Annotated in this window: 21 protein-coding genes; 16 read left to right on the top strand and 5 right to left on the bottom strand. The window is 30.9% G+C overall.

What is annotated here, in order from left to right; translation table 11 throughout:
* Positions 1-13: 13 nt before the first annotated feature.
* The 3 genes from LQ622_RS00910 (at position 14) to LQ622_RS00900 (ending at position 1,750) form a co-directional block, all read left to right on the top strand.
* Complete coding sequence (locus LQ622_RS00910; protein WP_191835506.1) at positions 14-328, top strand: DUF2316 family protein; 315 nt, start codon at positions 14-16, stop codon at positions 326-328.
* Positions 325-1,143: an NmrA/HSCARG family protein gene (locus LQ622_RS00905; RefSeq protein WP_239774550.1), complete on the top strand. Its 819-nt coding sequence runs from the start codon at positions 325-327 to the stop codon at positions 1,141-1,143. Before LQ622_RS00910 ends, LQ622_RS00905 begins: the two co-directional genes overlap by 4 nt.
* 121 nt (positions 1,144-1,264) lie before the next feature.
* Positions 1,265-1,750 (top strand): GNAT family N-acetyltransferase, encoded by a 486-nt coding sequence (locus LQ622_RS00900; RefSeq protein WP_196307401.1) that lies wholly within the window; start codon positions 1,265-1,267, stop codon positions 1,748-1,750.
* A 58-nt stretch (positions 1,751-1,808) separates the two neighbouring features.
* Here LQ622_RS00900 and LQ622_RS00895 read toward each other — a convergent pair whose 3' ends face one another.
* Complete coding sequence (locus LQ622_RS00895; protein ID WP_239774541.1) at positions 1,809-2,723, bottom strand: DMT family transporter; 915 nt, start codon at positions 2,721-2,723, stop codon at positions 1,809-1,811.
* Between the two features lie 106 nt (positions 2,724-2,829).
* On the opposite strand from LQ622_RS00895, the gene LQ622_RS00890 reads away from it, so the two are divergent.
* Positions 2,830-3,708 (top strand): AraC family transcriptional regulator, encoded by an 879-nt coding sequence (locus LQ622_RS00890; protein WP_239774539.1) that lies wholly within the window; start codon positions 2,830-2,832, stop codon positions 3,706-3,708.
* A 75-nt stretch (positions 3,709-3,783) separates the two neighbouring features.
* Positions 3,784-4,581: a Cof-type HAD-IIB family hydrolase gene (locus LQ622_RS00885; RefSeq protein WP_037587844.1), complete on the top strand. Its 798-nt coding sequence runs from the start codon at positions 3,784-3,786 to the stop codon at positions 4,579-4,581.
* Between the two features lie 104 nt (positions 4,582-4,685).
* Here the strand turns inward: LQ622_RS00885 and LQ622_RS00880 are convergent, their stop codons facing one another.
* From LQ622_RS00880 to LQ622_RS00870, 3 genes are read right to left on the bottom strand one after another with little or no spacing between them, the layout of a single operon-like run.
* Positions 4,686-5,213 carry a GNAT family N-acetyltransferase gene (locus tag LQ622_RS00880; RefSeq protein ID WP_037587845.1) on the bottom strand — a complete coding sequence of 176 codons (528 nt, stop codon included), beginning with the start codon at positions 5,211-5,213 and terminating at the stop codon, positions 4,686-4,688.
* A 56-nt stretch (positions 5,214-5,269) separates the two neighbouring features.
* On the bottom strand, positions 5,270-5,680 hold the full coding sequence (locus tag LQ622_RS00875) for a YolD-like family protein (protein ID WP_065381131.1): 411 nt from the start codon (positions 5,678-5,680) through the stop codon (positions 5,270-5,272).
* On the bottom strand, positions 5,667-5,993 hold the full coding sequence (locus LQ622_RS00870) for a hypothetical protein (protein ID WP_232180542.1): 327 nt from the start codon (positions 5,991-5,993) through the stop codon (positions 5,667-5,669). The genes LQ622_RS00875 and LQ622_RS00870 overlap by 14 nt, the downstream gene beginning before the upstream one ends.
* 169 nt (positions 5,994-6,162) lie before the next feature.
* Here LQ622_RS00870 and LQ622_RS00865 point away from each other — a divergent pair, with 169 nt between their 5' ends.
* Together LQ622_RS00865 and LQ622_RS00860 are read left to right on the top strand one after the other, a co-directional pair.
* A complete protein-coding gene (locus tag LQ622_RS00865; RefSeq protein WP_239774537.1) occupies positions 6,163-6,666 on the top strand; it encodes a Rossmann-fold NAD(P)-binding domain-containing protein in 504 nt (167 codons plus the stop codon).
* 209 nt (positions 6,667-6,875) lie between these two features.
* Entirely contained in the window at positions 6,876-9,182 is a 2,307-nt protein-coding gene (locus LQ622_RS00860; protein WP_239774535.1) for a CDP-glycerol glycerophosphotransferase family protein, read from the top strand.
* A gap of 526 nt (positions 9,183-9,708) precedes the next feature.
* Here LQ622_RS00860 and LQ622_RS00855 read toward each other — a convergent pair.
* Positions 9,709-9,927, bottom strand: coding sequence for a hypothetical protein (locus LQ622_RS00855; RefSeq protein ID WP_025905597.1), 219 nt, complete (start codon positions 9,925-9,927; stop codon positions 9,709-9,711).
* A 159-nt stretch (positions 9,928-10,086) separates the two neighbouring features.
* Here LQ622_RS00855 and LQ622_RS00850 point away from each other — a divergent pair, with 159 nt between their 5' ends.
* The 9 genes from LQ622_RS00850 to LQ622_RS00810 all read left to right on the top strand — a co-directional run bounded on the left by LQ622_RS00850 (position 10,087) and on the right by LQ622_RS00810 (position 20,213).
* A complete protein-coding gene (locus LQ622_RS00850) occupies positions 10,087-10,878 on the top strand; it encodes a TIGR00282 family metallophosphoesterase (protein ID WP_037587854.1) in 792 nt (263 codons plus the stop codon).
* Between the two features lie 105 nt (positions 10,879-10,983).
* Complete coding sequence (locus LQ622_RS00845) at positions 10,984-12,741, top strand: 2-oxoacid:acceptor oxidoreductase subunit alpha (protein WP_126477442.1); 1,758 nt, start codon at positions 10,984-10,986, stop codon at positions 12,739-12,741.
* On the top strand, positions 12,742-13,608 hold the full coding sequence (locus LQ622_RS00840; RefSeq protein ID WP_239762362.1) for a 2-oxoacid:ferredoxin oxidoreductase subunit beta: 867 nt from the start codon (positions 12,742-12,744) through the stop codon (positions 13,606-13,608).
* Positions 13,609-13,680: 72 nt separating this feature from the next.
* A complete protein-coding gene (locus LQ622_RS00835; protein ID WP_025905601.1) occupies positions 13,681-13,971 on the top strand; it encodes a thiamine-binding protein in 291 nt (96 codons plus the stop codon).
* Between the two features lie 67 nt (positions 13,972-14,038).
* Positions 14,039-15,763, top strand: a complete 1,725-nt coding sequence (locus LQ622_RS00830; protein WP_239739439.1) for an ABC transporter ATP-binding protein — start codon at positions 14,039-14,041, stop codon at positions 15,761-15,763.
* Positions 15,760-17,604 carry an ABC transporter ATP-binding protein gene (locus LQ622_RS00825; RefSeq protein WP_239762363.1) on the top strand — a complete coding sequence of 615 codons (1,845 nt, stop codon included), beginning with the start codon at positions 15,760-15,762 and terminating at the stop codon, positions 17,602-17,604. Before LQ622_RS00830 ends, LQ622_RS00825 begins: the two co-directional genes overlap by 4 nt.
* Positions 17,605-17,618: 14 nt before the next feature.
* A complete protein-coding gene (locus tag LQ622_RS00820) occupies positions 17,619-18,128 on the top strand; it encodes a GNAT family N-acetyltransferase (protein ID WP_239762364.1) in 510 nt (169 codons plus the stop codon).
* A 117-nt stretch (positions 18,129-18,245) separates the two neighbouring features.
* Entirely contained in the window at positions 18,246-19,781 is a 1,536-nt protein-coding gene (gene miaB / locus LQ622_RS00815; protein WP_126477438.1) for a tRNA (N6-isopentenyl adenosine(37)-C2)-methylthiotransferase MiaB, read from the top strand.
* The gene (locus LQ622_RS00810; RefSeq protein ID WP_025905606.1) at positions 19,782-20,213 is read left to right on the top strand and encodes a YlbF/YmcA family competence regulator; all 432 of its coding nucleotides are present in this window, start codon (positions 19,782-19,784) and stop codon (positions 20,211-20,213) included.
* The last annotated feature ends 4 nt before the right edge of the window (positions 20,214-20,217 follow it).

Genomic DNA, 20,217 nt, shown 5'->3' with positions numbered 1-20,217 from the left:
AAGAAGGAATATCATGTCTTTAAATAAAGAACAAAGAAAAGTTACGAGCAAAGAATTAATTGAGCATTTTAAAGCATCTCATTTAACAGAGGAAGAAATTGCTGAGGGATTGAATGTAACACCTAAAGATATTCATAAAGCATTAAATATGGAAGCACCAAATGGATTAATGAGAAATAGATTAATGGATTTTATTCATTTAGTATGGGATGTTAGAGATTTTATAAATAAAGAAATTAAAGCACAAGGAAATGAACCGATTGAGTATACGTATTTAAAAGGCAATAAAGAGGATTATAGTTTCTTACAAGGGAGAGGAAATAGATGACTCAAAGTATTTTAGTAATAGGATCTACAGGTAAGCAAGGTAATGCGGTCGTTCGAGAATTACTAAGTGATGGATGGAAAGTTCGTGCATTTACGCGTAATAAACATAATGATAAATTAGCAAATATTAAAGATGACAATTTAGAAATATTTGAAGGTGATTTAAGTAATCAAAGTGATTTAGAACAAGCTATGAACGAACAATATGGTGTATATTGTGTTCAGCCAATTATACCGAATGATGTAGAACAAGAATTACAACAAGGTAAAGCTATAATCGATATGGCAGTAAAACAAAATATTTCTTATGTCGTATATAGTACTGCAGGAGGCGTTAATAGAAATCGTACAGGTCCACACTTCGAAGCGTTAGCTAAAATTGAAGACATGCTTAGTGAATCTCCATTAAATTATACAATTATTAAACCATCATTTTTCATGGATAATTTTCTGCGCATTGTAAAAGTAGAAGCGGATAACATATATATTCCAGAATTTATTTCACCTGATATAAAATTTGCGATGATTCCTTCTGAAGATATCGCTAAAATAACTGTTCAAATATTCAAAAACGTAGATGAATACAATCATCAATCTATTGAAATTGCTTCTGATGAATTAACATTAAACGAAGTCGTTGATACGTTTACAAATGTAACAGGCATAAAAACTGAAATAAAAGGTCAATTTTCTAGTCAAACTGCTGAAAAAAGTTGGCTAGAAGAAAAAGGATATGTTGTTGACTTTGAACAAATGGATCAAATCAATCCAAATAGATTACGTTTAAATAATTGGATAGAAAAACATTTCAAATAATAATATTATGTTAACAAATTTGTGTTTTTAAATAATTGTACAGTCATGTCAGTTATATTCACATAAATTTGTGTGATTGTATTCTTTATGTATACTAAATATAAATAAGGAGGATGGAAAGATGATTAGATTAGCAAATGAAGAAGATTTAAAAGATATCCTATATATTTATAATGATGCAATTAAGAATACGACAGCTGTATACACATATGATGAAACAACATTAGAAGAACGTCATAAATGGTTTAATACTAAAGTAGAAAATAACCAACCTGTTATTGTGTATGAAGTGGATGGTCAAGTTGCTGGTTTTGCAACATACGGATCTTTCAGAGATTGGCCAGCATATCAATATACAATTGAACATTCTATTTATGTAAATCCAGATTTCAGAAGACAAGGTATTGCTTCAAAGTTATTATTAGAAATTATTGAATTAGCTAAGAAAAATGGCTATAAAACGATTGTTGCAGGAATTGATGGTGATAATCAAGGCAGTATTGATTTACATAAAAAATTAGGATTTAAATATAGTGGTAAAATAGAAAAAGTAGGATATAAATTTGATAAGTGGTTAGATTTAGACTTTTATCAAATATTTTTATAAATGATTTACAACCATACTGAGACAAAAATTTTTGTTTGAGTATGGTTGTTTTTAATTTTTAAACTTCGGAAGTATTTCCTTTTTTTAATGATATTGTGAGTATTAATACTAATATTAACAATATCCCTAATATTTGAAATGGTAAAAACGCTACATTTAACCAAATAGCACTGCTTAATATTGCAATTACAGGTTCAATTGTTCCAAAAAATGCGGTTTCTTTAGCACTTAAATAATTCAAACTAGAAATAAAGAAGAAGAACGCAATCGTTGTACCTGCAATAATCCCAAATAAGAGATAGAAAATAGTTTGGCCATTTAATAGTTGAATATCAATATCCCAAATAGGCGCTTTAAAATTGATAAATATACCAGATATGAGCATTGACCATCCAACAACGAGAACTGACGGATATTTTTTTAATAAATTACCAACATAAATCGTATAAAAAGCTAATGATAAACCAGATATAATTCCCCAAATAATACTACTTTTAGCAACCATTAAGTTGTGGATACTCCCATTTGTTAATAATAAAAAAGAACCAGCGATAGTTAAAATAATGGCTATTAAATCAAATGCTTTAAAAGTGTCTTTCTTTCTTAAGACATACCAAATAATGATATAGACTGGCGCGATATATTGTAAAAGTGTTGCTACTGCTGCATTACCGTAATTGATGGATGCCATATATGAGTATTGAACGAGAAACATCCCAAAAATTGAAAATAGCAACAACTGAATGATACTGGCCTTATCTTTAAATATACTAAACAAGCTATGTTGTTTATGCGTTAATTTAAACAAGCATAATAGTAATACACCACTTATAAGCAGTCTTGCTGTTACATACCAATTCATATCAATATGTTGATGTTGAAATAAATAATCAGAAACTGTAGCACCTAATCCCCAAAAGCTTGCACCAACTATTGCTAAAGTTATACCTTTAATGCGATTATACTTGTCCATATGTTTCACCTTCATTTTATAATTATATATTGATTATAGTGATTTAAAACATGATATAATACATAAATATTGTGTAATAATATCAAAATATTGAGGTGATTGTTGATTGTATACTGAAATTATTGTTGAAGAAACAAGAGAAGAATTAATTCAATATCCTTATAAAAATTGGCATCATATTATTTTACATACTATTTTAAACAAAACGTTATACGGATATATCCCCATTCATTGGCACAGTGCTTTGCAATATGTTTATGTCATTAATGGTGAACTTAAAGTTGGGATAGGTGAAGAGTTGATATATATTCCAAAAGGGCACGGGTTATTTATCAATTCTCAAGTTGTTCATGAAATAAATGAAAGTATGTCTGATACTGAATATTTTTGTTGGAATATTGATCTTGCTGATATGCATAAACAGATAGAGATGGAATATTTAACACAAGTATTAGAATTAGCACATAAAATACCTTATATTTACTTGTCTCCCAATCTCTCCGAACATCAAATGTTGATTAATATTATTAAAGAAGCGGGTGATAAATTTGATAAAAAAGAACAACATTTTAAACTAGATATTTCAATTTGCTATTATGAGTCATTGAAACATTTGATAAATATCATGTCGCAAATTGAAACAGACGCACATTACTATTTTGATCAACGTATTAAAACATTGATTAAGTATATACAAGATAATTACCAATCTAAAATAACTTTGAGTGATTTAAGTGACAATATCCATATGAGTAAATCTGAGACTGTTCGACTGTTTAGTAAATATGTTCATCAAACGCCATTTCAATATATCTTAAACTATAGATTAGAAAAAAGTGTCAGTATGTTAAATAAACATACAGATAAGTCGATTACAGATATTTCATACACGTGTGGCTTTTCAACAACGAGTTATTTTATACAAAAATTTAAAGAAAGATATGGCCAAACACCGAGACAATTTCTTAAACAAATAAAAAAGTAAACGCTTTCTATTGAAAAACTATAATTATACCGATACAATGTGATTAAATAGTTACAAAGTAAAGGAGATAATAAGATGGATATAAAATTAGTTGTTACAGATATGGATGGTACTTTTTTAGATGGGAATAGCGAGTTTGATAGAGAAGCGTTTGGTATATTAAAAGATAATTTAGATTCACACAATATTAGATTTGTGTTCTGTACTGGAAAACAATGTGAAAGAGTTGAAAATATTGTAGGTGATTTAACGAAAGATACATTTATCATTGGAGATAGTGCAACACGTATAAAATATAACGGTGAATTTCTTTACACAGCAACGATACAAAATGAACTAGGATTAAATATTATTGATGCTTTAACAAAAATAGATCCAGAGCAAACAATTATTGCATGTACAGAAGATGTAGCATATGTTCTAGATACTGTTTCTGAAGAAGAGAGAAAAGCTGTACATGGTTCATATCAAAACGTTACATACATTAAAGATTTCACAGAAATTAAAAGTGATTTCTTGAAAATTACAGTTCATGACGCTTCAGGTAAATGTAAACAAACAGCACAACAAATTGATTACTTTAACAACGAAGTGTATATTATTGCATCTGAAGATTACTGGATTGATATTACGAAGTTAGGTGTGAATAAAGGAACGACTATTCATAAAATACAAAGCATATTAAACATTGATCCAGCTGAAACAATTGCTTTTGGAGACGGACTTAATGATATAGATTTATTCAAATCAGCTAAATATAAAGTAGCAATGGATAACGCCTATCCAGAATTGAAAAAAGAGGCAAACCTCATCGCTATCAATCATAACGATAGCGGGGTTATTAAAACATTAAATTTATTGCTTTCATTCTGATATCATGTTTTAAAGCGAAGAAAATAAACTAAATGTAATATAGTGAAAATGAGAGTGGGATAGAAATCTAATTTATTTAAAAAGATTTCCGTCCCGCTTTTTAGTTATGCATTAAAATCCAAATAATAGTAAATATCAAATTTACCTTTTTGTTGTGTGAATTGATATGATTTGGTATTTAATCCACCAATTTCAAAGCCATATTTTAAATAAAAGCGATTAGCATTTAAATTATTGTCTTGAGCTATCGTATAAAGTCCTTTCATTCCTTCATCTTTTGCGAATTCTATCGCTGCATTTAACAATGTTGATGCAACATTTTGACCGCGGTAAGAAGAAGAGACTTTTAAATCACTTAAATACAAATATTTATTCCAATCCTTTTCAAAAACACCTAAACCAATACATTTGTTATCATCAAAAGCACCTATTGCAAAACCTTTCTGATCTATTGAATCAAGCTGATAATCTTCATCAGGAAAAATCATCGTATCAGAATCCGTTAATACTTCATGATATTGCCATGCATCAGCAGTTCTCGTAACGACAAGTTTACCGAACAATTCAAATGGTTCATTAGGTAATTTAAGTGCATGCTCATTATTTTTAGTAATACGTTCAATCGTTATCATAAATGATGCCACCCCCATTTACATATCATAGCATAGGTGGAGAAAATGGTTTATGACTATTCAATACTTACAATACAATCCATGCTCAATCGTACTTTCTTATCCTCTGCAATGACTTCTAATTTTTTATGTTCACTATCAAATTTATTAATTTCACATGCTATTTCTTTAAAATAACCATCTTCCCAATATTTAATAAGTGCTTGTGGATTATAAAATATTTTCTCTGCTAATACGTTATTCAAATCATTTAATGCAGTTTCTTCTAATATAGGTTTCTCTACTTTTGTTTGATCGGCTATAAATTGTTTAATCATTTCATATTGTTGAGGCATTGTTGCAAATGGTGCCCATTTAATCATGCCTCTTCCTTTAGGAATATTACGTTGTAGATAATGATTAGGAATTTTGCGATAATCTGTCTCATATTTATAAGGTTCTGGTAAGTCAGGATTAATGATTTTCATATACAAGCTCCTTATTCATTTTATTTAAGCAATGAATCGCGTTATTCAAAGAAACAATCATCGTATTACGTTGTGTTGAAGATGTATAAACATCACGATAAATGACGCGTAAAATCTTTAAATATCCCGTAAATAAAATGAACTTCTCAGTTCGATAATCAAATGATTGAAGGTAGCGTTCAACTTTGTTTATTTCTTTATAAATGACTTCACCATTTAAAAATATCGCCGTATCATTAGTTGGTTCAACGCTATCTAACATGTAAATGTAAGTTTCAAATTTATGAATCATTAAGTTAATATACTTATTCATCACAAACACCTCCCGTAGAATCTTTTCTTTTATTATACGAACAAGTGTTCGTATTTGTAAAGTGAAATGTGAGAGATAAATTTGACTTAATAAATGAAAATCTATTGAAAGCTTGTGTTATATAAAGCATACTTAAGAAAAAATTTTAAAATTAAAGTAGGTGAATAAAGTGACAATTGTGATTGCTGGTGGATCTGGTATGCTGATGGATGCAACGAAATGGATTAAAGAACATTTTGATGATGATATTTGGCTACTTTCTAGAAATCAAAATAAATACTCAGAGGACTTACTTCATTCAAAAAATATACATTTTAAACAATATGATTATGAAAATGATAATGTGTTAGGTGATGAGCATATACGAGATGTCAATATGATAGTGAGTTGGGTACATAGTAATGGTTATTTCAATCATCTCAAGTTCATTGAGAAATATATAAGTGTGGATAAGCATGCTGAACCAATTTATGTTCACGTCGTCGGTACAAATAAATTTGATGATGCTGAGTTTATTAATAAGCTTAAGAATAAAGGCTTTAATGTATTCACGGTAAAATTGGGTCATCGAGTAAATGATGATGGAACTAAACGTTGGCTGAATCATGAAGAAATTTCAAAGGGTGTTATTCAAGCTATACAATTAAAAAGAGATATACTAGTAAGTGATTGATGAGAAAAAGAAATTGAATTTAATATTGTAATATAGAAGATAATCTTATATTAGATTGTCTTCTATTTTTATATTCAATAGAATTAATTATTTCTAACAAATAATTCTGTGTAAAATAATTAAAAATTGTGGAATAAGTGTATAAGGAGTGTTAGTATGAATGAAAATTTAATTATAAGATAAAAACAATTACAAAGGGGCGAGATTGAATGAAAATTAAAATTTTAGGGTTCAATCTTTTTGCTAAAGGTGGAACATCAAGAAGTAATATCAATTTAATTAAATCGTTTAATAAAGCTAATCATGAAGTTGTTTATTATAATTTTAAAACTTTTGATAAGACAGCGAAATTTAATACAATGATTAATGAACAATTATTTGATAAGCATTTAAGTTTCGAAGAATTTAAAACAAGTGAAGATTTTGTAAATGCAGATCTCGTTATACTAACGAGAGAAACTTTCTTTTATTTAGCAAGAGAAATAAAATCCATCAATCCAAATGCAATGGTCGTAGGGGAGATACATGGGCCATTAGCATATATTGATGATAACCAAGATTTAGCTTTTGATGCAATTGATGCGTATAGAGTGAGTTCTATTGATATTAAGCATGATTTCATCGAACGTTATGGAAAAGAGAATGTCTTTAATCAATATGTTGATGCGTCACATATTATTGTGAATGAAGAACCTAGTGTGACACGAAGAAATTTATTAATTAAAGCGAGATTTGAAGATAATATAAAGGATATTTCATATGTTATAAAAATGATGAATCGTATCATTAATGTTAAGGGGTATGATGATATACATTTATATATCAAGGGGTATGGACCATCTGAAATTTTATATAAGAATTTAATTCATTATTATCAACTAGAGGAACATGTTCATATGAATGAACGTGAACCTAAAAACTATATTTATATATCATCTTCTCCGTATGAAACATTAGGTTATTCTATATTAGAATCTATAGCAGAAGGAAATAAAGCATTTATTTACGCTGGAGAAGATGGTGTGCTTAAACGTATATATGAACCGTATCATGCCGTTCAATTTTTGGAGAAAGATATTCAAGAAGATAGTGAGCGCTTAATTGAGTTTATTGATAATAAATATACAAAGGAAGAACGAGGTGAAGATGTAGCGTTATTGAATGCAACATTTATTAATAGAGACTATGCTTCTGATTTTATTGAAGCATCTAAAGCATGTATGGATGGTTTAAAAGTAGGATCAGGAAGTAAGTCACAAGTTACACAAAAAGTCCGTAAAAAATCAAAGCTTGAATATGGTAGAGATTTGTATGAACAATATAAGACTAAACCAGTTATTAGAAGAGTGTTAAATAATGAGAAAGTCTTTAATTTTGCTAAAAAGAAATACGAAAAAAGAAAAATGGATAAGCTTAAACAGCAATACGATGCTATTACACCGTCAGAAAACAAAGTGTTCATTGAGTCATTTCATGGGAATAACTTTAGCGGAGATCCGAAATATATCGCATTATATATTAAAGAACATTTTCCTGAAAAAGAAGTATATGTAAGTTCTAGAAATGCGTTAGTAGATATGGAAATTAGAAATCATAATTTAATACCTATAAGGTTTGGTAGTACCATTTATAATCAAACATTTAGGTCATGCAAATATGTCGTGGTGAATGGCAATACTTTAGATAGTGTGTTTAAACATAAAGATCAAATATTTGTACAAACATGGCATGGCTTTCCACTTAAAAGAATGTTGAATGATTTAGAAGATAAAACTGAAAGAAACGCTCAAGTCGCAGCATTTAAACCAAGAATGAAGAAGTGGGATTACTTATTAACCTCTTCAGCAGTAAACACAATGTTACTAGAGTCATCATTTAACATTCAACCAGAGCAGAACTTACAAATCCTTCAACTCGGTGCACCGAGAAATGAATATTTAATGAAGCATGACGAAACAGAGAAAGAACGCGTGCTTACGAAATATTTCTTTACTAAAAGTAATGATAAAAAATATATTTTGTTCTGTCCGACATGGAGAAAAGAAAAAAGAGCATTATTGTCAAAAATCAATTTAAATATCTTATTAGAACAATTGCCTGAAGAATATGAAATTATTGTTAAATTACATCCTAACGAATCACATTTGAGAGTAACATATAGTGAATTAAGTGATCGAATTCATTGTTTTTATAATGAACTTGTAGACATTCAAGAACTATATTTAATTTCAGATGCCATGATTACAGATTATTCATCTACGATATTTGATTATGCACATTTAAATAAACCCATTTTCTTATTGCAAGAAGATACAGAAGTTTACTCAGAACAAATAGGTTTTTACTTTGATATATTCGAACTTGTCACAATAGAAATAGCAAGTAATGATGAGCGCATACTAGCTAGGCAATTACTAGAAAATAAACAACCAGATTATCAAAATATAACAGATCAACTATTACAAGATGACAAAATAGGTACCACTGAAAATATCGTGAATTATATATTTAAGTAAGTATTATACAAAGTGTTGATTTTAAATAGTTATCTTAGAACTCGTGAGTTAACGAAGACATTAACCCACAAGATTGGAGAACTCGTGAGTTAATGAGGACATTAACCCACAAGATTAGGAAACTCGTGAGTTAATGAGGACATTAACCCACAAGATTAGGAAAGTCGTGAGTTAATGAGGACATTAACACGCAAGATTAGAAAACTCGTGAGTTAACGAGGACATTAACCCACAAGATTAGAGAACTCGTGAGTTAACGAGGACATTAATCCACAAGATTAGAAAACTCGTGAGTTAATGAGGACATTAACCCACAAGATTAGAAAACTCGTGAGTTAATGAGGACATTAACCCACAAGATTAGGGAACTCGTGAGTTAACGAAGACATTAACCCACAAGATTAGAGAACTCGTGAGTTTATTCATCTTTTAACTCACGTCTATTCAAACATTTTTATTATACAAACCAAAAACCATCGCTACAGTCTATAGCGATGGTTTTTGATATTAGTATTTTATAATAAATTTAACGTGTTAAGTTCAGTTCTAAATCTAATGCTTCTTTTAAAACGTTGGACGTTTCTTGTGAATTTACGCCACAACTACCATATTTTTCAGCGAGTTTGAATGCTGTAACGTATAGTTCTAAACTGTCTTTCGCGATATCTTCTGCATTTTCTTCTACGGATGGATTTGCTCTAACCACTAATTCTGCAAATTTTTCTGGTTGGATTTCAATTCCCATGTTTAAATAAACACTCCTATTAGATTTTGTAACGTTACTAAACAAATGTGTTTGAATAACGCTCGTATTATGTATACCCTAATAAAAAATTAATAATCATCTCTTTTAAAATTTTTTATTTTGAATTAGAATATAGAGTGAATAGAGAGGATGTCAATATTGAGAATTTTATTTATAGGTGATATTGTAGGCAAACTAGGAAGAGAACAGTTAGAAACATATTTACCAAAAATTAAAGCAAGTTACAAACCAACTTTTACGATTGTGAATGCAGAGAACGCTGCACATGGTAAAGGTTTAACAGAGAAAATTTATAAAGATATTTTGAGAATGGGTGCCGACTTTTTAACGATGGGTAATCATACTTATGGTCAAAGAGAAATATATGACTTTATTGGACAAGCGAATAGAATGGTTCGTCCAGCGAATTTCCCTGAAGAAGCGCCAGGTCTTGGCATGAGAATTATTAGAGTTAATGATAAAGATATCGCAATCATTAATTTACAAGGACGTTCATTTATGCCAGCAATAGACTGCCCATTTAAAAAAGCAGATGAACTTATAGAACAAGCTTCAAAAATAACGCCGTATATATTTGTAGATTTTCATGCTGAAACAACTTCAGAGAAAAACGCAATGGGATGGTATTTGAATGGTAGAGTAAGTGCCATGGTTGGTACACATACGCATATTCAAACATCTGATGAGCGCGTGTTAAATGAAGGTACTGCTTATATTACTGACGTAGGTATGACAGGTTATTATGATGGCATATTAGGTATTAATAAAGATGAAGTTATTGAAAGATTTATAACAAGTTTACCGCAACGTCATAATTTACCTGATGAAGGTAGAAAAGTATTGTCAGGTGTTATTATTGACCTTGATAGTGCAGGTAAAGCTAAAAAAATACAACGTATATTAATTAATGACGATCATCCATTTGAATAGTATCGTCCATTAGACTGATTTTTACTAAAACCCTTTAATTTCATAGGATTAAAAGGGTTTTTTTGTTATGATATAACATGAGATATTACATGGGGAGGCCATAAAATGAAATCACAAATTTCATGGAAAGTGGGCGGACAGCAAGGCGAAGGAATTGAATCAACAGGTGAAATTTTTGCAACTGCTATGAACCGTCAAGGATATTATTTATACGGATATCGCCATTTTTCAAGTAGAATTAAAGGTGGGCATACAAATAATAAAATTAGAGTATCGTCAAAACCAGTAAGAGCTATTAGTGACGATTTAGATATATTAATTGCATTTGATCAAGAGACGATAGAAGTTAACTATCATGAAATGCTTGAAGGCAGCATTATTATTGCAGATGAAAAAGCGAAACCACAAAATCCAGAAGATAGTAAAGCACAATTGGTTAGTTTACCATTCACAGGTGTAGCAAAAGAATTGGGCACTGCACTTATGAAAAATATGGTCGCAGTTGGTGCAACTTGTGCTGTAATGAATTTAGATACGACAGTATTTGAATCATTAATAAAAGATCTATTCGGTAAAAAAGGTGAGAGTGTAGTAGATTTAAACATTCAAGCTTTAAATGAAGGATATCGCTTAATGTCTGAACAAATGGACGATTTACAAAGTGAACATACATTAGAACCAACTGACTCAGAAGGTCATTTATTTATGATAGGGAATGATGCAATTGGTTTAGGTGCTGTTGCAGCAGGTGTTAGATTTATGGCAGCATATCCAATTACACCAGCATCAGAAATTATGGAGTATATGATTGATCGTTTACCAGCATTAGGCGGTACGGTTATTCAAACAGAAGATGAAATTGCAGCATGTACAATGGCTATAGGTTCAAACTATGCAGGTGTACGTTCATTCACATCTTCAGCAGGTCCAGGTTTATCATTAATGATGGAATCAATAGGTTTATCAGGTATGACTGAAACACCACTTGTGATTGTCAATACACAACGTGGAGGTCCTTCTACTGGTCTGCCAACGAAACAAGAACAATCAGATTTAATGCAAATGATTTATGGTACACATGGTGACATTCCTAAAATCGTATTGGCACCAACTAGTGCAAGTGATGCGTTCTACTTAACTGTAGAAGCGTTTAACTTAGCTGAAGAATATCAATGTCCAGTTATTTTATTATCAGATTTACAATTATCATTAGGTAAACAAACTGTCGAATCATTAGATTATAGCAAAGTTGAAATTCGTAGAGGTGCATTGGTTGAAGGTGATTTAGAAAAACAAGAAGATAAAGCGTACTTTAAACGTTATGCTTTAACAGATTCAGGTATTTCACCACGTATCTTACCAGGTACAAAAGGCGGTATCCATCACGTAACAGGTGTTGAACATGATGAAGAAGGAAAACCTTCTGAAAGTGCTGAAAACAGACAAAAACAAATGGATAAACGTATGCGCAAGACAGCTCAATTATTGATAGATGAGCCAGTAGAATCTAATGAAAAATATGAAGAAGCGGATATATTATATGTTGGCTTTATCTCAACAGCTGGTGCAATCGAAGAAGCTATTTCAAGATTGGATCAACAAAATGTGAAAGTCAATCACATTCAAATAAGACAACTTCATCCGTTCCCTTCAGATGTTGTGCAAGAAGCATTTAACAAAGCTAAAAAAGTTGTTGTAGCTGAGCATAACTATCAAGGACAACTATCTAATATTATTAAGATGAATATTAATCATCAAAATAAAATTATTAACCAAACTAAATATGACGGTACACCGTTCTTACCACATGAAATAGAAGATAAAGCGTTAGAAATCGTAAGTAATATGAAGGAGTTGATTTAATTGGCAACATTTAAAGATTTTAGAAATAATGTTAAACCAAACTGGTGTCCAGGTTGTGGAGATTTCTCAGTACAAGCTGCGATTCAAAAAGCTGCAGCTAATGTTGGGTTAGAGCCAGAAGAAGTTGCCATTATTACAGGGATTGGATGTTCAGGCCGTTTAAGTGGTTATGTGAATTCATACGGCGTTCATTCTATACATGGCCGTTCTTTACCATTAGCACAAGGTGTTAAAATGGCAAATAAAGATTTAACTGTTATCGCTTCAGGTGGTGACGGTGATGGATTTGCGATTGGTATGGGTCATACTGTTCATGCATTAAGAAGAAATATGGATATGACTTATATCGTTATGGATAACCAAATTTATGGTTTAACAAAAGGACAAACATCACCAAGTTCAGCTAAAGGATTTGTAACGAAATCAACTCCAAAAGGTAACATCGAACAAAATATTGCACCTTTAGAATTGGCGATATCATCTGGTGCAACATTTGTCGCTCAAAGTTTCTCTAGTGATATTAAAGAATTAACAAGTATTATTGAAGAAGCGATTAAACATAAAGGATTTTCATTTGTAAATGTATTTTCACCATGTGTAACGTATAATAAAATTAATACGTACGACTGGTTTAAAGAAAATTTAACAAAGCTTGCAGATATTGAAGGTTATGATAATACGAATAAATCTCAAGCAATGCAAACTGTATTAGATACTGAATCAATGATTACAGGTATTATTTATCAAGATAAAGATACACCATCATATGAATCACAAATTGAACAGTTTGATGAGCAACCGCTTGTTAAAAAATCACTTAAACTAGAACAAAATCAATTTGATGAACTTGTTTCTCAGTTTAAATAATTATATAATTATACCACTTTAAGCTCATAGATTTATCTATGAGCTTTTATACATAGAAAAGGGGGATTCGAAATGACAAATACATTAATGAGTATTCAAATTATTCCAGAACATCAACAAACAGGTGTTATTCCATTAGTTGATGAGGCAATCAGTATCATCGATCAATCGGGTCTTAAATATGAAGTGCATCCTTTAGAAACAACGATAGAAGGAGATTTAAATGCATGTCTTATTCTCATTGAACAAATAAATGAACGTATGGTTGAACTTGAATGTGACAGTATTATTTCTCAGATAAAGTTCTATCATGTGCCTGAAGGTATAACAATGGATACATTAACGGATAAGTATAAATCATAATTTCAAAATAATGAGTTAGAAGAAAAGGAGAATGTTATAGGAAAATATATTAAAGGGGATATGTAAATTGAAAACGGTACTTAAATTTATTAGACCGTATAAATGGTTGTTTATACTCGGTTTAATATTAATGTTAGTAGAATTAGCGGTTGAACTCATTCAACCCATTTTTATATCAGAAATTATTGATAACGGCATTTTAAAGAATGATTTGAACCACGTATATTTATATTTAATGATTATGCTTGTAACAGGATTAGTAGCCCTTTTATCAGGGATATGGAATAGTTTTGTTGCGGGTCATGTATCACAAGCATTTGCTTATGATTTAAGAACTGAACAATTTAAGAAAATCCAATCTTTTTCTTTAGCAACATTAGAGAGGTTTAAGACTTCAAGTTTAATTACGAGGTTAACAAGTGATGTAACCAATTGTGATCAAGCAGTATATATGTCAATTCGAATCATGTTACGAGCACCTTTAATGATTATTGGGAGCATTATATTAAGTTTTGCAGTCGAACCGAAATTAGCAATTTATTTAGTAATAGGTTCTCCGATTATTTTTATTATTATATTTGTAATTGCGCGAAAAGGATCTAAACTATTCACAAAAATACAAAGAAAATTTGATGAAATGAATAGATTTTTCCAACAGAATTTAGAAGCGGTTAGATTAATTAAAGCAAGCCAAACGAGCAAACAAGAAATCAATCAATTTAATGAAAAAATCAAAGATATTAGAAGCAATTATACATACGCGTTACGCCTCATGGAATTTATCAATCCTTCATTATTATTGATTATAAATGGCAGTATATTAGCTGTTGTATGGTTTGGTTCAGATATGGTCGATCATTCTACTTTAGAAGTTGGTAAATTAGTTGCTATATTAAATTATGGTATGAGAATGCAAGGTGGATTTGGGATGCTTGCTTTCTTAATCATGACACTTAGCAGAATGAAAGCATCAAGTGAACGAATTGAAGAAGTATTAATTACGCCATCAGATGAAAAAGTGTTCAATAATGAAATCGAACATAAGCCAAATTATGCATATCCTATTCAATTTAAAGATGTTTCTTTCACGTATCCAAATAGTCATAAGCCTGTTTTAGAACATATATCATTTGAAGTGAAACCGAGAGAAACTTTTGCCATTATGGGATCTACTGGTTCTGGTAAATCAACTTTACTCAGTTTGATACCTAAAATGTATAAAGTGACATCTGGAGAAATATTGCTTAACAATAAAAACGTAAACGATTGGGAAATTGAATCTTTAAGAGATGCAATTGGATACGTACCTCAAAAAGCATTGTTATTCTCAGGAACAATTTATGAGAATTTACAATTTGGAGATCCATCAGCCGAAAGTGAAATGTTAGAATTATCTTCAGAAAAAGCCCAAATACATCAATCTATCGAACGTTTTGATCATCAATATGATACGATGATTGGCCAACAAGGTGTGACGTTATCAGGTGGTCAAAAGCAAAGACTATCTATTGCTAGAGCACTTGTTAGGAAACCAGGTTTATTAATTTTAGATGATTCAACATCAGCATTAGATATTAAGACGGAATCTGCTTTATGGGATGCTTTGGAAGATGAAGAAACGACTAAATTAATTGTGACACAAAAAATTTCAACTGCTCAAACAGCAGATCGAATTATGTTACTAGTCGATGGACGTATTGAAGCGATTGGGACACATGAAACACTATTAGAAACATCACCATTGTATAAAGAAATTGCAAGTAGTCAAGAAAGTGCGGTGAGTTCATCATGAGTCTAAGAAACCCTTATGGTCATAAATCAGTATTTGAAGATAAAAATCGTACTCAAAATCCAACTAAAAAGAAAAAAAGAGCAAGAGATACGAAAGGTACATTATTAAATATATGGAAATTAATAGATGAAAAGCGAATACAATTGATTGTCGTAATTCTAATGATTATTTGTTCATCCATATTAAGTTTAGTTGGACCGTTTTTAATCGGACATATCATTGATACGAAAATTATACCGAAAGAATTAAATGGGCTGCCACAATATATCATACTGCTTGCTATTGTATATATAATGCTGTCAGTTACATCATATATAGGCTCATTTATGATGGTCAGTATTGCCCAGCGCACGGTATATTTATTAAGAAATCAACTCTTTAAACATTTTCAAACTTTGCCTGTCGCTTATTATGATCAAAAGCAACACGGTGAACTGATGAGTCGAATGCAAAATGATATTGAAAATGTATCACAAGTATTAAATTCATCATTTATACAGTTTACTTCTAGTGTCGTGACACTCATTGGTACACTTTCAATTATGCTTTATTTAAGTCCTTTACTTACATTATTGACGGTCATTATTATTCCAATCATGTTTATAAGTTTAAGATGGATTACTACACGAACAAGTGTGTTATATGCTTTACGCCAAAAACAATTTGGTATTATGAATGGATATATCGAGGAAATTGTAAATGGACAAACAGTAGTTAAAGCTTTTTCTCAAGAAAAGTATGTTATAGATACATTTAATGAAAAAGCGAAAGACGTGAGAGAATATAGTTTTTGGTCAATCACATTTGGTGGTTTAATACCGAAAGTAATGAACTATTTAAATAATTTAAGCTTTGCCATTGTAGCCGGTATTGGTGGTATATTAGCTCTTAATCAAACTGCTGGTGTTACAGTTGGGGTAATCGTGATTTTCGCTGAATATGCGAGACAGTTTACAAGACCATTATCAGATTTAGCAAACCAATTTAATACAGTATTATCTGCAATAGCAGGTGCCGAACGTGTCTTTGATATTATGGATGAGCCAAGTGAGAAAGATGATAAAGAGGCGCAAGATTATCAAAATATTAATGGAAAAATTGAATTCGAACATGTTGAATTCAAATATGATCCTAACCAAAAAGTACCGACTATAAAAGATTTGTCCTTTAAAATTAATAACGGTGAATCTGTTGCATTAGTCGGCGCAACTGGTGCAGGTAAAACGACAATCGTGCAACTTATTCTACATTATTATGAAGTGAATAAAGGACGCATTCTTATTGATGGCATTCCAATTAATAAAATAACACGTGAATCTTTGAGAAGTTCTATAGGTGTCGTGTTACAAGATTCCTATTTATTTGATGGAACGATTAAAGACAATATTATGTATGGAACGCCAAATGCTACATATGAAGAAGTTGTAGAAGCTGCCAAAAAAGCAAATGCACATGACTTTATAGAAGCTTTAGAAAATGGTTATGATACAGTATTGAAAGGTGAATCTGGTTCATTATCTCAAGGTGAGAAACAGCTTATTTCTATCGCAAGATGTTTACTTCAAGATCCTAAAATACTTTTATTGGATGAAGCAACAAGTAGTATCGATACAGTTACTGAAATTAAAATTCAAGAAGCGTTAGATACATTAATGCAAGGTAGAACGAGTGTTATTATTGCGCACCGTTTAAATACAGTTAAAAAAGCAGACTTAGTCTTTGTATTATCACACGGTGAATTGATTGAATCTGGCTCTCAAGATGCATTAATCGAACAACAAGGCATTTATTATCATATGTTAAATACAAATGATGATGAACAAATAAAAGAATTAAATTAAAAGGGGATGCATTTATGGAATTCAGAGAAATAGATAAAGATATTGAATCGTTATTCACAGAATATATAAATGAATGGTATGAAAACGAAGAACACGTTGTTCCATGGGCGACTGACGTCCGTCAACACGGTGGTTTTGATAAGATGTTAATCATGTTAGAAGAAGCAATTGACCCAGTTGACGCAAACTTTGTAAAAGCAAAAACGTATGTACTTATTGATGATGATAAAATTGTTGGCGCTGTAAATATTAGATATGCCTTAAATGACTATTTAAATAAAAAGGGTGGACATGTCGGTTACGGTGTTAGAAAAAGCGAACGAGGAAAAGGCTATGCGACAAAGTTGTTAAATTATGCAGTTAAGAATTTAAATAATGAAGGTGTTCATTCTGTTCTTGTAACTTGTGATGAATCGAATGATGCAAGTGCGAAAGTCATTATAAATAATAATGGTGTAGAAGATGAACCGTATAAATCAGATGAAGAAGAAAATACGAGAAGATTTTGGATTAAGCATCTTTAAAATTAAATATTTGATACATGAAATGAAAGTGCAAAAATGTCGGAACATTTTTGCACTTTATGTTGAACTCTAATATAATATATAGGTATAAATATATGGGCAGAAAGGGTTTTGAAATTGAATGAAGAGCAAAGAAAACATGGGGCCAAAGCGAAGACAGAACCTAATTTAGAGAAGGATTATAGCAAGTACTTCGAACATGTTTATCAACCTCCAAATTTAAAGGACGCTAAACAAAGAGGGAAATCACAAGTTGAATATCATGATGATTTTAAAATAGACGAACGACATAGAGGTATGGGGAAAGGTCGTAAATTCTATATTAGAACATATGGTTGTCAAATGAATGAACATGATACAGAAGTAATGGCTGGTATTTTACAGGCGTTAGGTTTTGGACCGACGAATTCAGTAGAAGATGCAGATGTAATATTACTTAATACGTGTGCGATAAGAGAGAATGCTGAAAATAAAGTGTTCAGTGAAATTGGGAATTTAAAGCATCTTAAACAAGAGCGACCAGATTGTTTAATTGGTGTATGTGGATGTATGTCACAAGAAGAATCTGTCGTTAATAAGATTCTTAAATCATACCAGAATGTTGATATGATTTTCGGTACACACAACATCCATAGATTGCCTGAAATTTTAGAAGAAGCATATATGTCTAAAGCGATGGTTGTTGAAGTATGGTCTAAAGAAGGCGACGTCATCGAAAATTTACCTAAAGTAAGAAATGGTAGAATTAAAGCGTGGGTAAATATTATGTACGGTTGTGACAAATTCTGTACGTATTGTATTGTACCGTTCACTCGTGGTAAAGAGAGAAGTCGTATGCCTGAAGAAATTATTGCTGAAGTAAGAGACTTAGCAAGACAAGGCTACCAAGAAATATGTTTATTAGGTCAAAATGTAAATGCATACGGTAAAGATATCGAAGGTTTAAATTATGGATTAGGTGATTTGTTAAATGACATCACTAAAATCGATATACCGCGCGTACGTTTTACGACGAGTCATCCTTGGGACTTTGATGATCGTTTAATTGAAGTGATTGCTAATGGTGGAAATATCGTACCTCATATACATTTACCAGTACAATCTGGTAATAACCAAGTGTTAAAAATTATGGGTAGAAAATATACACGTGAAAGTTATTTGGAATTAGTTCAAAAAATAAGAGCAGCAATTCCAGATGTAGCATTGACAACGGATATCATTGTTGGCTATCCTAATGAAACAGAAGAACAATTTTTAGAAACAATAAAGTTGTATCATGAAGTTGGTTTCGAACATGCTTACACATATGTATATTCTCCGAGAGAAGGTACACCAGCAGCTAAGATGAAAGATAATGTGCCTGATAAAGAGAAAAAAGAAAGACTTCAAAGATTAAATAAAGTAGTTGGTGAATATGCTGCGGAATCATTGAAACCATACGAAGGACAAGAAGTGTTTGTTCTATGTGAAGGTTCAAGTAAGAGAGATGAAGCGGTATTAGCAGGCTATACTGAAAAGAATAAATTAGTTAACTTTAAAGCACCAAAAGATGTAATCGGCAAAATCGTAAAAGTAAAAATTACTGAAGCAAAACAATATTCATTAAATGGTGAATTTATAGATGTTGTATCTAAAGAAAAGGTGGTACATTAAATGTATACAAAAGATGATATTTTAGAACAAGCGCGTAAACTGGGGAAAATGATGTCAGAAACAGAAGAAGTAGATTTCTTTAAACGTGCAGAAGCGCAAATTCATGAGAATCAAACAGTCAGAGAAAAAATGGCTAGTTTGAAATCTTTACAAAAACAAGCAGTTAATTTCCAAAACTATGGTAAAGATAAAGCATTAGCTATGGTTGAAGAAAAAATTAAAAATATTGAAAAAGAATTAGATGAAATGCCAATTGTAAGTGAATTTAAAGAAGCACAAGTTGAAGTAAATGAACTTTTACAAATGGTATCTCATTCAATTAGCCACACAGTTACAAATGAAATTATTGAATCAACAGGTGGTAATCAACTTACTGGTGAAACTGGTGCAGCAGTTAGAAATGCGCCAAATACAAGTAGCTGCTCAAATTAATATT

Origin of the sequence: Mammaliicoccus sp. N-M50 (assembly GCF_022386995.1) — a bacterium.
Taxonomy (GTDB): Bacteria; Bacillota; Bacilli; order Staphylococcales; family Staphylococcaceae; genus Mammaliicoccus; species Mammaliicoccus sciuri_A.
This window is presented reverse-complemented; position numbering and strand designations above follow the sequence as displayed.